Origin of the sequence: Pseudomonas sp. P5_152 (genome assembly GCF_033989915.1) — a bacterium.
Lineage (GTDB): Bacteria > Pseudomonadota > Gammaproteobacteria > Pseudomonadales > Pseudomonadaceae > Aquipseudomonas.
Genome location: NZ_JASFAH010000002.1, coordinates 4,396,255 through 4,409,250, shown reverse-complemented (window position 1 = coordinate 4,409,250; position 12,996 = coordinate 4,396,255). Strand labels below are relative to the sequence as shown.

At 60.6% G+C, this 12,996-nt stretch carries 13 protein-coding genes; 10 read left to right on the top strand and 3 right to left on the bottom strand.

The features are described 5' to 3' along the window. The first annotated feature begins 245 nt into the window (after positions 1–245). The 5 genes from QMK50_RS19875 (at position 246) to QMK50_RS19855 (ending at position 5,247) form a co-directional block, all read left to right on the top strand. Positions 246–1,373, top strand: a complete 1,128-nt coding sequence (locus tag QMK50_RS19875; RefSeq protein ID WP_095166990.1) for a branched-chain amino acid ABC transporter substrate-binding protein — start codon at positions 246–248, stop codon at positions 1,371–1,373. A 231-nt stretch (positions 1,374–1,604) separates the two neighbouring features. After that, positions 1,605–2,528: a high-affinity branched-chain amino acid ABC transporter permease LivH gene (gene livH / locus QMK50_RS19870; protein WP_095166988.1), complete on the top strand. Its 924-nt coding sequence runs from the start codon at positions 1,605–1,607 to the stop codon at positions 2,526–2,528. Continuing rightward, on the top strand, positions 2,525–3,781 hold the full coding sequence (locus QMK50_RS19865; protein WP_095166986.1) for a high-affinity branched-chain amino acid ABC transporter permease LivM: 1,257 nt from the start codon (positions 2,525–2,527) through the stop codon (positions 3,779–3,781). The genes livH and QMK50_RS19865 overlap by 4 nt, the downstream gene beginning before the upstream one ends. Then, positions 3,778–4,545 (top strand): high-affinity branched-chain amino acid ABC transporter ATP-binding protein LivG, encoded by a 768-nt coding sequence (livG, locus tag QMK50_RS19860; RefSeq protein ID WP_320333774.1) that lies wholly within the window; start codon positions 3,778–3,780, stop codon positions 4,543–4,545. The genes QMK50_RS19865 and livG overlap by 4 nt, the downstream gene beginning before the upstream one ends. Next, positions 4,546–5,247, top strand: a complete 702-nt coding sequence (locus tag QMK50_RS19855; RefSeq protein ID WP_095166982.1) for an ABC transporter ATP-binding protein — start codon at positions 4,546–4,548, stop codon at positions 5,245–5,247. It abuts the gene before it with no gap. Between the two features lie 60 nt (positions 5,248–5,307). Here QMK50_RS19855 and QMK50_RS19850 read toward each other — a convergent pair whose 3' ends face one another. Beyond that, positions 5,308–6,216 carry a LysR family transcriptional regulator gene (locus QMK50_RS19850; protein WP_320333773.1) on the bottom strand — a complete coding sequence of 303 codons (909 nt, stop codon included), beginning with the start codon at positions 6,214–6,216 and terminating at the stop codon, positions 5,308–5,310. A gap of 104 nt (positions 6,217–6,320) precedes the next feature. Between QMK50_RS19850 and QMK50_RS19845 the strand changes: the two genes are divergently transcribed. From QMK50_RS19845 to QMK50_RS19835, 3 genes are all read left to right on the top strand, one after another. After that, positions 6,321–6,920 carry a short chain dehydrogenase gene (locus QMK50_RS19845; protein WP_320333772.1) on the top strand — a complete coding sequence of 200 codons (600 nt, stop codon included), beginning with the start codon at positions 6,321–6,323 and terminating at the stop codon, positions 6,918–6,920. 61 nt (positions 6,921–6,981) lie between these two features. Continuing rightward, positions 6,982–7,656 carry a hypothetical protein gene (locus QMK50_RS19840; RefSeq protein ID WP_095166974.1) on the top strand — a complete coding sequence of 225 codons (675 nt, stop codon included), beginning with the start codon at positions 6,982–6,984 and terminating at the stop codon, positions 7,654–7,656. Positions 7,657–7,762: 106 nt separating this feature from the next. Further along, on the top strand, positions 7,763–9,376 hold the full coding sequence (locus QMK50_RS19835) for an NAD(P)/FAD-dependent oxidoreductase (protein WP_320333771.1): 1,614 nt from the start codon (positions 7,763–7,765) through the stop codon (positions 9,374–9,376). 144 nt (positions 9,377–9,520) lie between these two features. On the opposite strand, the gene QMK50_RS19830 is transcribed toward QMK50_RS19835, so the two are convergent. After that, positions 9,521–10,615, bottom strand: coding sequence for a PLP-dependent cysteine synthase family protein (locus QMK50_RS19830; RefSeq protein ID WP_320333770.1), 1,095 nt, complete (start codon positions 10,613–10,615; stop codon positions 9,521–9,523). 250 nt (positions 10,616–10,865) lie between these two features. Here QMK50_RS19830 and nhaA point away from each other — a divergent pair, with 250 nt between their 5' ends. Beyond that, entirely contained in the window at positions 10,866–12,053 is a 1,188-nt protein-coding gene (gene nhaA / locus QMK50_RS19825; protein ID WP_320333769.1) for a Na+/H+ antiporter NhaA, read from the top strand. Positions 12,054–12,127: 74 nt separating this feature from the next. Here the strand turns inward: nhaA and QMK50_RS19820 are convergent, their stop codons facing one another. Continuing rightward, entirely contained in the window at positions 12,128–12,592 is a 465-nt protein-coding gene (locus QMK50_RS19820; protein ID WP_095166966.1) for a glycine zipper 2TM domain-containing protein, read from the bottom strand. Positions 12,593–12,759: 167 nt separating this feature from the next. Between QMK50_RS19820 and QMK50_RS19815 the strand changes: the two genes are divergently transcribed. Beyond that, complete coding sequence (locus tag QMK50_RS19815) at positions 12,760–12,996, top strand: hypothetical protein (RefSeq protein ID WP_095166964.1); 237 nt, start codon at positions 12,760–12,762, stop codon at positions 12,994–12,996.

Below are 12,996 nucleotides of genomic sequence, written 5' to 3'. Positions count from 1 at the left end.
AGGCAATGCTGCTGATTCAGCTATAAGCCGGCCAAAGCCATGGCGTTATTCTGTCTTTTTCTTTCAATAAAGCGACACCACCAGGTTTTGCCCCCAGCAGCCAGCTTTTCAAGCGAACAACCGGCGCTCTACACTGTACCGGTACAGTTGCCAGGGGCATTTCCGCGAGAGACTTAGGTCATCTACCGGTTCTGCGCCTCAGGCCGCCAGAACTATAAAAATTACAACAGTAAGAGTGGAGCACTATGAATAAGGCTACTAAGCAGATTTCCAAACTGTTTGCCGCTATGGTTCTGGCCGGGGTTGCCAGCCATTCGTTCGCAGCTGACACCATCAAGATCGGCATTGCCGGCCCTAAAACCGGCCCTGTAGCCCAATACGGCGACATGCAGTTCAGTGGCGCCAAAATGGCCATCGAACAAATCAACGCCAAAGGCGGCGTCAACGGCAAGAAACTCGAAGCCGTTGAATACGATGACGCCTGCGATCCAAAACAAGCCGTGGCCGTTGCCAACAAAGTCGTCAACGATGGCGTCAAGTTCGTGGTCGGTCACCTGTGCTCCAGCTCCACTCAACCGGCTTCCGACATCTACGAAGACGAAGGCGTGATCATGATCACCCCGGCTGCCACCAGCCCGGACATCACCGCCCGTGGTTACAAAATGGTCTTCCGTACCATCGGCCTCGACAGCGCCCAGGGCCCTGCCGCCGGTAACTACATTGCCGATCACGTAAAACCGAAAATCGTTGCCGTCCTGCACGACAAACAGCAATACGGTGAAGGCATCGCCACCGCCGTCAAGCAAACCCTCGAGAAGAAAGGCGTCAAGGTTGCCGTGTTCGAAGGCATCAACGCCGGCGACAAAGACTTCTCCTCGATGATCGCCAAGCTCAAGCAAGCCAACGTCGACTTCGTCTACTACGGCGGCTACCACCCGGAGCTGGGCCTGATCCTGCGTCAATCCCAGGAAAAAGGCCTGAAAGCCAAGTTCATGGGTCCGGAAGGCGTGGGTAACGACTCCATCTCGCAGATCGCCAAGGACGCTTCCGAAGGCCTGCTGGTAACCCTGCCGAAGTCCTTCGACCAGGACCCGGCCAACGTTGCCCTGGCTGATGCATTCAAGGCCAAGAAAGAAGACCCGAGCGGCCCGTTCGTGTTCCCGGCCTACTCGGCTGTTGAAGTCATCGCCGGCGGCATCACTGCAGCCAAGAGCGAAGACGCGGCCAAGGTGGCAGAAGCCATCCACGCCGGTACTTTCAAAACCCCGACTGGCGACCTGAGCTTCGACGCCAAGGGCGACCTGAAAGACTTCAAGTTCGTGGTCTACCAGTGGCACTTCGGTAAACCTAAAACCGAAGTTTCGCCTCAGTAAGGCCTTGCCTGACTGACTGCCAACAAAGCCCACGGCGTGCCGTGGGCTTTGTTTTACGAATGTATGGGCCGCGCCTGCGTGATCCGCAAGCCTCCCCACCTGAAAATCTCAAAACCGTCATCAGCGGTTCGCTGGCAAACCTCATGCCCGAAGTGGATGCAGATCCTCGGGGCTCGAGCGGGAAAATGACTCCACCAGTGAAATGCGTATCAGGTTTTTAGGAGCGTTGTAATGCCTGACCTCTATCACTTTTTCCAACAGCTGGTTAACGGTCTGACCGTTGGCAGCACGTATGCCCTGATCGCCATCGGCTATACGATGGTTTACGGCATCATTGGAATGATCAACTTCGCCCACGGCGAGGTCTACATGATCGGTTCCTACGTGGCGTTCATCGCCATCGCCGGGCTGGCCATGATGGGACTCGACAGCGTCCCGTTGTTGATGACCGCAGCCTTCATCGCGAGCATCGTCGTTACCAGTGCCTACGGCTACAGCATCGAACGGATCGCCTACCGCCCATTGCGTGGCAGTAACCGTCTGATTCCGCTGATTTCCGCCATCGGCATGTCGATCTTCCTGCAGAACACGGTTCTGCTGGCGCAAGACTCCAAGGACAAGTCCATTCCCAACCTGATCCCGGGCAACTTCTCCATCGGGCCAGGCGGTGCATCGGAAGTAATGATTTCCTACATGCAGATCGTGGTGTTCGTGGTGACGCTGGTGGCCATGCTTGGCCTGACGATGTTCATCTCCCGTTCGCGCCTGGGTCGTGCCTGCCGCGCCTGCGCCGAAGACATCAAGATGGCCAACCTGCTGGGTATCAACACCAACAACATCATTGCCCTGACCTTCATCATCGGTGCTGCACTGGCGGCGATCGCGGCCGTCCTGCTGAGCATGCAATACGGTGTGATCAACCCGAACGCCGGCTTCCTGGTCGGGCTCAAGGCCTTCACCGCCGCGGTACTCGGCGGCATCGGCAGTATTCCGGGCGCCATGCTTGGCGGTCTGGTGCTGGGTGTGGCTGAAGCATTCGGTGCTGACATCTTCGGCGACCAGTACAAGGACGTCGTGGCATTCGGCTTGTTGGTTCTGGTGCTGTTGTTCCGTCCGACCGGCATTCTGGGCCGTCCGGAGGTTGAGAAAGTATGACTAGGAATCTTAAATCGGCGCTGTTCAGCGCCTTGCTGGTGTGGGCCGTGGCCTACCCGGTACTGGGTCTGAAACTGACCATCGTCGGCATCAACCTGGAAGTCCACAACACCAGCCCGGCCATCCTGGCGACCATCGCCCTGTGTTCGGTCCTGATGTTTTTGCGGGTCCTGTTCAGCCACCAGATCAGCGCGGCGTGGAAATCCTCGCCAAACATGCCGCTGATCCCGGCCAAGGCCAGCAACTTCCTGACCCTGCCCACCACTCAGCGCTGGATCATCCTGGCCCTGATCGTCGGCGCCCTGGTCTGGCCGTTCTTCGGCTCGCGCGGGGCGGTGGATATCGCCACCCTGATCCTGATCTATGTGATGCTCGGCCTGGGCCTGAACATCGTGGTCGGCCTGGCCGGCCTGCTCGACCTGGGTTACGTCGGCTTCTACGCCGTCGGCGCCTACAGTTATGCGCTGCTGTCGCATTACTACGGCCTGAGCTTCTGGATCTGCCTGCCTATCGCCGGGTTGATGGCGGCCACTTTCGGCTTCCTGCTCGGCTTCCCGGTACTGCGCTTGCGCGGCGACTACCTGGCGATCGTGACCCTGGGTTTTGGCGAGATCATCCGCCTGTTCCTGCGTAACCTGACCGACCTCACCGGCGGCCCGAACGGCATCAGCAACATCGAGAAGCCTACGTTCTTCGGCCTGACTTTCGAACGTAAGGCCGCCGAAGGGCTGCAGACGTTCCACGAGTACTTCGGCCTGCCGTACAACTCGATCAACAAGGTGATCTTCCTCTACCTGGTTGCCCTGTTGCTGGCCCTCGGTGCGTTGTTCGTGATCAACCGCTTGCTGCGCATGCCGATCGGCCGTGCCTGGGAAGCCCTGCGTGAAGACGAAATCGCCTGCCGTGCCCTGGGTCTCAATCCCACGGTCATCAAGCTGTCGGCCTTCACCTTGGGTGCCAGCTTTGCCGGTTTTGCCGGGAGCTTCTTTGCTGCCCGTCAGGGTCTGGTCACACCGGAGTCCTTCACCTTCATCGAGTCGGCGATCATTCTCGCCATCGTCGTATTGGGTGGCATGGGCTCGCAACTGGGGGTGATTCTTGCCGCCGTGGTGATGATCCTGCTGCCGGAAATGATGCGTGAGTTCAGCGAGTACCGCATGTTGATGTTCGGCGCCTTGATGGTGCTGATGATGATCTGGCGTCCTCAAGGCCTGCTGCCCATGCAACGTCCTCACATGGAGCTGCGAAAATGAGCTGTGAGATCCTCAAAGTCGAAAATCTGAGCATGCGCTTCGGCGGCCTGCTGGCGGTCAACGGCGTGGCCCTGACCGTCAAGGAAAAACAGGTCGTGGCCCTGATCGGTCCCAACGGCGCTGGCAAGACCACCGTGTTCAACTGCCTCACCGGTTTCTACAAGCCGAGCGGCGGCAGCATCCTGCTGGACGGCGAGCCGATCGAAGGCCTGCCCGGCCATAAGATTGCCCTCAAAGGTGTGGTGCGTACGTTCCAGAACGTGCGGTTGTTCAAGGACATGACCGCGGTCGAGAACCTCTTGATCGCGCAACACCGTCACCTGAACACCAACTTCCTGGCCGGCCTGTTCAAGACCCCGTCGTTCCGCAAAAGCGAACGCGAGGCCATGGAGTTTGCCGAGTACTGGCTGGAGAAGGTCAACCTCAAGGAGTTCGCCAACCGTACCGCCGGCACCCTGGCCTACGGTCAGCAACGGCGCCTGGAAATCGCCCGCTGCATGATGACCCGTCCGCGGATCCTCATGCTCGACGAACCGGCCGCCGGCCTGAACCCCAAGGAAACCGAAGACCTCAAGGCGCTGATCAGCGTCCTGCGTGAAGAACACAACGTCACCGTGTTGCTGATCGAGCACGACATGAAACTGGTCATGAGCATTTCCGACCACATCGTCGTGATCAACCAGGGCACACCGCTGGCCGACGGCACGCCGGAACAGATCCGTGACAATCCTGAAGTGATCAAAGCCTACCTGGGGGAAGCGTAAATGCTGCAATTCGATAACGTTTCCACCTTCTACGGCAAGATCCAGGCCCTGCACAGCGTCAACGTGGAAATCCGCCAGGGCGAAATCGTCACCCTGATCGGTGCCAACGGCGCCGGCAAGTCGACCCTGCTGATGACCCTCTGCGGCTCGCCGCAGGCTCACAGTGGCAGCATCCGCTACCTGGGTGAAGAACTCGTGGGGCAGACCTCGGCGCAGATCATGCGCAAGAGCATTGCCGTGGTGCCGGAAGGTCGTCGGGTGTTTTCCCGCCTGACGGTGGAGGAGAACCTCGCCATGGGCGGATTCTTCACCGACAAGGGCGATTACCAGGAGCAAATGGACAAAGTCCTGGGGCTTTTCCCACGTCTGAAGGAACGCTTTGCCCAACGCGGCGGCACCATGTCTGGCGGCGAGCAGCAAATGCTCGCCATCGGCCGGGCGCTGATGAGCAAACCCAAGCTGCTGCTGCTCGACGAGCCGTCGCTGGGTCTGGCCCCGATCATCATCCAGCAGATCTTCGATATCATCGAACAACTGCGCAAGGACGGTGTGACGGTGTTCCTGGTGGAGCAGAACGCCAACCAGGCATTAAAAATCGCCGACCGTGCCTACGTTCTGGAGAACGGCCGGGTGGTCATGCAAGGCACTGGTGAAGCCCTGCTGACCGACCCCAAGGTGCGCGAAGCGTATCTGGGCGGCTAAGCCCTGGCAGTCAAGAGAAAACGGCCTTCGGGCCGTTTTTTTTATGCGCCAGACAACTGATTACAGGCGGTCCAGCGCCTCCCCACTGCGCTTGAACCAACCGATCAGGTGATCGGCCAGGACCTGGGTACGCCTGGGCAAGCCACCTTGATACGGGTGCACCAGATACATCGGCATGCTGCGGGTCTGGTAGTCACGCAGCAGCCAGCGCAAACGGCCGTCAGCCAATTCCGCCTGCAACAGGTAGGACGGCAGGCGCGCAATCCCGGCGCCAGCCAAGGCGGCTTTTTTCAACAGGTTGTAGTGGTTGCTGGCGAACGGCCCGGATACCCGTACCCGCAGCAATTCGTGCTGCTGGTGATACAGCCATTCTTCGCGGCCGCTGTAGTGGCTGTTGAGCAGACAGCGGTGGTCGGCCAACGCTTGGGGGGTCTGGGGCTCACCGAACTGCTCGAGGTAGGCCGGGCTGGCGCAGGTCATTTCGTGCCAGGCCAGCAGCGGCTTGGCCACCAGTCGCTCGTCATTGGCGACCTCGGAGCGGATCGCCAGGTCGAAGCCGTCGCGAGACAGGTCGCGGTAACTATTGTTCAGCTCCAGCTCGATCTGCACCTGCGGGTACTGGCGAGAAAACTCCAGCAACAAGCCATCAAAAAACGTCTCCCCCAATGACACTGGTACGGTGATCCGCACTGGGCCGGCCATGTCGTCCTTCAGGCGCGCTAACGCCTGGCGTGCGCGCTCCACCTGCACCACCAGTGCCTGGGCCTGGGGCAGCAACGCCGCACCGGCCGCGGTCAGACTCAGCCGGCGCGTGGTGCGCTGCAGCAATACCACACTGAATCGCGCTTCCAACTGGCTGATGCGCTTGGACAGTTGGCCCTTGCTGCAGCCCAGGCGCTGCGCCGCCAACGTGAAACTACCGGCTTCGATCAGCACGGCGAATGCCGCCAGGTCATCCATTTCACTCATGGATTGTTTCCATCTGAAAACCAAAGGTTGCCTATTAGCACGCTTATCCGCAGAAAAAACCACTCTAGACTGAAACCTCGTTCACCCCTTGAGGAAACAGCACGATGAAAATTCTATTGATTGGCGCCAGCGGCACCGTGGGTTCGGCAGTCGACAAAGAGCTGTCGGCACGTCACGAGATCATTCGCATCGGCCGCAGCAGTGGCGATTTCCAGGTCGACATCAGCGACAGCGCCTCGATTCGCGAGCTGTTCGGCAAGACCGGAAAGTTCGATGCCCTGGTCTGCGCCGCTGGCAACGTGACCTTCGCGCCCCTGGCCGAGATGAACGCGCAAAGTTTCGCCCTGGGCCTGCAAGACAAGTTGATGGGCCAGGTCAATCTGCTGCTGATCGGCCGTGAGTTTGCCAACGATGGCGCTTCGTTCACCTTCACCAGCGGCGTCCTCAGCCACGACCCGATCCGCAGCGGCGCATCGGCGGCACTGGTCAACGGTGCACTGGACAGTTTCGTGCGGGCCGCCGCCATCGAACTGCCCCGTGGCTTACGCGTCAATTCGGTCAGCCCTACGGTGCTGGTAGAGGCCATGGGCAGCTATGCGCCCTACTTCCGGGGCTACAAACCGGTGGCCGGCGCCGATGTCGGGCTGGCCTATGCAAAGAGTGTGGAAGGTTTGCAGACCGGACAGACCTTCCACGTCGGCTGACAGCCCTTGTGATGAACGGCCTGCCTGCGTAACGTGTCGGCACCTGCCTGGAGACCCAACGATGCGTGCTGCCCGTTCCCTGATGTTTGTCGCCCTGCTCCCGCTGTTTGCCGGTTGCCAGTTGCTCGAGAGTTCGCCCCAGGCGCCCTCCACCGCTGGCCTGACCCGCATGCAGGGCGAGCTCGGCATGGCCAACGGCAAGCTGGTGTTCAAGCCCTGCCAGGGCAACACCCTGTATGCCGTGCATGACGGCGGCAGCACCAGCGTCATGCAAGAGGCCGCCACACTGGCCGGGACCCAGCACCAGGTATTCGCCGATCTGCGTGGCCGGGTACCCTCGGCAAAAGTTACGGACGGCCAGGCGCAACTGGATGTCCAGCAGCTCTATCGCCTGGAACGCTCGACGAGTGCCTGCAACAGTCCAGACTTCCAGAAACTGATCCTGCAGGCCGGCGGCAATACGCCCAACTGGAGCGTCAAGATCAGTGGCAAGGGCATGCTGGTCGAGCGCGCTGGACAACCGGCCCTGGTCCTGCCCTACCTGGAAGAACAATTGGGTGACGGGCGCTTTCACCTCAGCAGCGAAGCCAATAACCAACGCGTCGAACTGTGGATCGCCCCCCAACGCTGCGTCGACCCGAGCCGCCCCAGCGTCCAGTTCATGAGCGCCGAGTTGCGGGTTAACGATCAGGTACAACGTGGCTGCGCCTATTTTGGCGGCTCACGCAGCGACTGATGCGACGAGCTGTTGTTTTAGCCTCACTGGAAATCCCGGTTGAGGCTTATAATCTGCGGTTTGCAACGCCTTGGCGCATTGGTGCGCCCGCGAACCGGATACCGACATGTTACGAATCACCGAACTCAAGCTGCCAATCGACCATCCCGAAGAAGACCTGCGCCCTGCCATCGTGCAGCGCCTGGGCATCGCCAGTGATGACCTGCTCGATTTCACCTTGTTCAAGCGCAGCTACGATGCGCGCAAAAAGTCCTCCGAACTGTGCTTCATCTACACCATTGACCTGAGCCTGCGGGACGAGGCCCAGGTGTTGCAGGCGTTCGCCGATGACCGTAACGTCAATCCCGCCCCGGATGTCAGCTACAAGGTCGTGGGCCACGCCCCACAAGACCTGAGCGAGCGCCCGGTGGTGGTCGGTTTTGGTCCCTGCGGGATTTTCGCCGGGCTGTTGCTGGCCCAGATGGGCTTCAAGCCGATCATCCTCGAGCGTGGCACCGAAGTTCGCCAGCGCACCAAGGACACCTGGGGCCTGTGGCGCAAAAGCGTGCTCAACCCCGAGTCGAACGTGCAGTTCGGCGAAGGCGGTGCCGGTACGTTTTCCGACGGCAAGCTGTACAGCCAGATCAAGGATCCCAAGCACCACGGCCGCAAAGTCCTGCACGAGTTCGTCAAGGCCGGCGCGCCGGATGAAATCCTCTACGTCAGCAAGCCGCACATCGGTACGTTCCGCCTGACTGGCGTCGTGGAAAACATGCGTGAGCAGATTCGTGCCCTGGGTGGCGAAGTGCGCTTCCAGCAACGGGTCACCGACGTGCTGATCGAAGACGGCCAACTGACCGGCGTCGAACTGGCCAGCGGCGAGCAGATCCACTCCCGCCACGTGATCCTGGCGCTGGGCCACAGTGCCCGCGACACCTTCCGCATGCTCCACGGCCGCGGCGTGTACATGGAGGCCAAGCCGTTCTCCGTGGGCTTCCGCATCGAGCACCCGCAATCGCTGATCGACAGTGCGCGCCTGGGCAAGTACGCCGGTCACCCGAAACTCGGCGCCGCCGACTACAAACTGGTGCACCACGCCAAGAACGGTCGCTCGGTCTACAGCTTCTGCATGTGCCCAGGCGGTACGGTGGTAGCAGCTACCTCCGAGCCCAATCGTGTAGTCACCAACGGCATGAGCCAGTACTCGCGTAACGAGCGCAACGCCAACTCCGGGATTGTCGTGGGTATTACCCCGGAAGTGGACTACCCGGGTGGCCCGCTGGCCGGTATCGAGTTGCAGGAGCAACTGGAGTCCCACGCCTTTGTGCTCGGCGGCAGCAACTACGAGGCACCGGCGCAACTGGTTGGCGACTTCATTGCCGGCAAGCCGTCGACCGCGCTGGGCAGCGTCGAACCTTCCTACAAACCTGGGGTGGCCCTGGGTGACCTGGCGCTGGCATTGCCGGCCTTTGCCATCGAAGCCATCCGCGAAGCCCTGCCGGCATTCGAGAAGCAGATTCGCGGCTACTCGCTGCATGACGCGGTGCTGACCGGGATCGAAACCCGCACCTCGTCACCCCTGCGCATCACCCGTAACGAGTCGATGCAGAGCCTGAACGTCAAGGGCCTGTTCCCGGCCGGTGAAGGCGCTGGCTACGCGGGTGGGATTCTCTCGGCGGGGGTGGACGGGATTCGCATTGCCGAGGCTGTGGCGCGGGATATCCTGGGCTTGGAAGCCTGACACACAATCACTGCAGCAACACACAACCTGTGGGAGCGAGCTTGCTCGCTCCCACAGGGGAAAGTCGAACGCCATAAAAAGCAGGTCTACCGGCAGCTTCCACAGGTCCTCACCACCATGGAGGCCTTGAGCGTCTGATCTATCTCAGATGTTTGCGCGCAACACACTGGCTGGCAGTGCCTCACCCCGCTCGACGCTGGCCGCAACGGCCGCGATCAAGTCACTCAACTCGTAACCCTGGGCCTTCAGCCAGTCCTGATCGTAGTAGGTGGTTGCATAACGCTCGCCGCCGTCGCACAGAATGGCCACGATCGACCCACTCTCTCCCGCCGCGACCATCTGCTGGGCTGCCATCAACGCGCCAATCAGGTTAGTCCCACTGGAACCGCCGACGTTGCGACCCAAGCGTTGCGCCAGGTAATGCATGGCCGCCAGTGACAAGGCGTCCGGCACCTTGACCATCGCATCGATCACCTTCGGCAGGAACGACGCCTCGACCCGCGGCCGACCGATGCCTTCGATACGCGAACCACACTCCAGGCGCAGGCTCGCATCGCCACTCAGGTAATAGTCAAAGAACACCGAACGCTCGGCATCGGCACAGAGCACCCGGGTGGCGTGCTGCCGGTAACGCACGTAGCGCCCCAGGGTCGCGGTGGTGCCGCCGGTGCCGGGGCTGGAAATCAGCCAGCTGGGTTCCGGATGCCGCTCGAAACGCATCTGCTGAAAGATCGACTCGGCGATGTTGTTGTTGGCCCGCCAGTCGGTGGCGCGCTCGGCGTAGGTGAACTGATCGATGAAGTGCCCATCGTGCTCACGGGCCAGGCGCTCGGACTCGGCATAGATCTGCGTCGGGTCCTGCACCAGGTGGCTCTTGCCGCCGTAGAACTCGATTTGCGCGATCTTTTCCCGGGAAGTGCTGACCGGCATCACCGCAATGAACGGCAGTCCCAGCAGTCGAGCGAAGTAGGCCTCGGAGATCGCCGTCGAGCCGCTGGACGCCTCGATCACCGGGGCACCCGGCTTGAGCCAGCCATTACACAGCGCATATAGGAACAGCGAGCGGGCCAACCGATGCTTGAGGCTGCCGGTAGGGTGGCTGGACTCATCCTTGAAGTACAGCTCGATGCCCGGCAACCCCGCCAACGGCAACGGGATCAGGTGGGTATCGGCACTGCGCTGGAAGTCGGCTTCGATGATGCGGATGGCTTCGCGGGCCCATTGGCGGCTGTCGCTCATGGTGGGTTACTCGTGGAATCAATGACGGCGGAAGGAAACCTGAGGGTGACAACAGGCCAATTCTTAAGCTTAGGAAAAAACCTACATAACGCACAGGTACAGCTGGGGTTCAATACGCCAGCCAACTGCTAGGCTGTGTGCAGCTTGGGTTGTAACGGCATATAACAAAAAAGAATATAACTTTTGTTTTAACAACTAACCGCACAGGTTAGGGTGTGCCACCTTTTGAATCTATAGATGGAGAGCGACCTTGCCTCTGCGTAGCACTTTCACTCGTTTCTTTCAGTTGGAAGCTGCCAGCGGTCTGTTATTGATTGCCGCTGCAGTCCTGGCCCTGATCATCAACAACTCACCGCTGTCCTGGCTCTACACCGGCTTGCTGGACACCCCCGTGGTGGCCCAGATCGGCGCCTTGAAAATCGCCAAGCCGCTGTTACTGTGGATCAACGACGGCCTGATGGCCCTGTTCTTCCTGCTGATCGGCCTTGAGGTCAAGCGTGAAGTCCTCGATGGTCACCTGTCCAAACCTTCGCAGATCGTCCTGCCGGGTGCCGCCGCCGTCGGTGGCATGCTGGTGCCAGCGCTGATCTACTGGTTCCTCAACCGCGACAACCCACCTGCGCTGAATGGCTGGGCAATTCCGACCGCCACCGACATTGCCTTCGCCCTGGGCGTGCTGGCCTTGCTGGGCAAGCGTGTACCGGTGTCGCTGAAGCTGTTCCTGATGACCCTGGCCATCATCGATGACCTGGGTGCGATCGTCATCATTGCGATCTTCTACTCGGGCGCGCTCTCGACTCTGTCGTTGATGCTGGCGGGCGCATGTATTGCCGCGCTGGTGGCGATGAATCGCCTGGGGGTGGTCAAGCTGGGTCCGTACATGATCATCGGCCTGATCCTCTGGGTCTGCGTGCTCAAGAGCGGTGTCCACGCCACGCTGGCCGGGGTGACACTGGCGTTCTGCATCCCGTTGCGCACCAAAAATGCCGAGCCCTCGCCCTCTCTGAGCCTGGAACATGCACTGCATCCGTGGGTCGCCTACGGCATCCTGCCGCTGTTCGCGTTTGCCAACGCCGGCCTGTCGCTGAGCGGCGTCACCGTCGAGAGCTTCACCCACATGGTGCCGATGGGCATCGCCATCGGCCTGCTGCTGGGGAAAACCGTCGGTGTGTTCGGCCTGACCTGGCTGGCGGTTAAATCCGGTATTGCTGCCCTACCCGCCGGCGCCAACTGGGGCCAGGTCCTGGGTGTGGCGATTCTCTGCGGGATCGGCTTCACCATGAGCCTGTTCGTCGGCTCCCTGGCCTTTGAGGCGGGCAGCAGCGAATACGCCGGCATGGACCGCATGGGTATCCTCACTGGTTCGCTGTTCGCCGCCCTGATCGGCTATGCCGTGATGGTGGTAGCGAGCCGCAAGAAACCGGCACAGGCTGCCTAGCCAGCCGATTAAAAGCCAGAAAAACAAAACCCCGATCAGTTGCCTGATCGGGGTTTTGTTTTAACGGTTGGAACTTAGTGCGATACGCGGCTGGTGCCGTCGACGGTGGAGATGCGTACACGCTCACCCACACGGAACACTTCGTTTTCCTGAACCTGCTGCACATAGGCACGCATGCTGCCGTCGTCTTCACGCACGGTGATTTCCACGCCCTGGGTACGGGTCAGGCCTTCTTCAGTGGCCGAACCGATCAAGCCACCCGCTACCGCACCAATGACCGCGGCAACGATACTGCCTTTGCCGCCACCAATCGCGCTGCCACCGACACCACCTACCGCCGCGCCAGCCAGGCCGCCGATAGGGGTCTTGGTACCTTCGATTTTCACCGGACGCAGGGACTCGATGGTGCCCATGCGCACGGTCTGCACACGACGCGCTTCGTCACGGGAGTAGGAGTCACCGGTCAGGCTGGACTGGCAACCCGTGAGCAACATCGCCATCGTGGAAAAGGTAGCAACCAGCAGAACAGACTTACGCATAACATCAACTCCAAAGGACAAGTATTCATTAAACTCCGCAGCTTGACGCCTGTCACGGCGCCGCCCGGATAAAATTGGTTTCATTCAGGCGCGGTACAGCGGCGTCTGCGAGGTCATCACACAGTAGCGGCCATTTCGAAAAATTGCGCCATCCCCCAAGGATTTCCATGGATTACTTCATCATTATCGTCACCACGGTCGCCGGCCTGTACTTCCACTGGTGGCTGTACGTGCGAATCAAGCGCTGGATGGACCGCGACCTGGCGCTGTCACTGGCGGGTAATGACGAACAGAAAAAGCAGTTCATGCTGCAGCAACTGGACCGTGCCCGGCAGCAACGCATCAAACGCCGGGACCTGGCGCAGTGGCTGGAGGCGGCCGCAGCCACCTATCCTGCCCGGTAG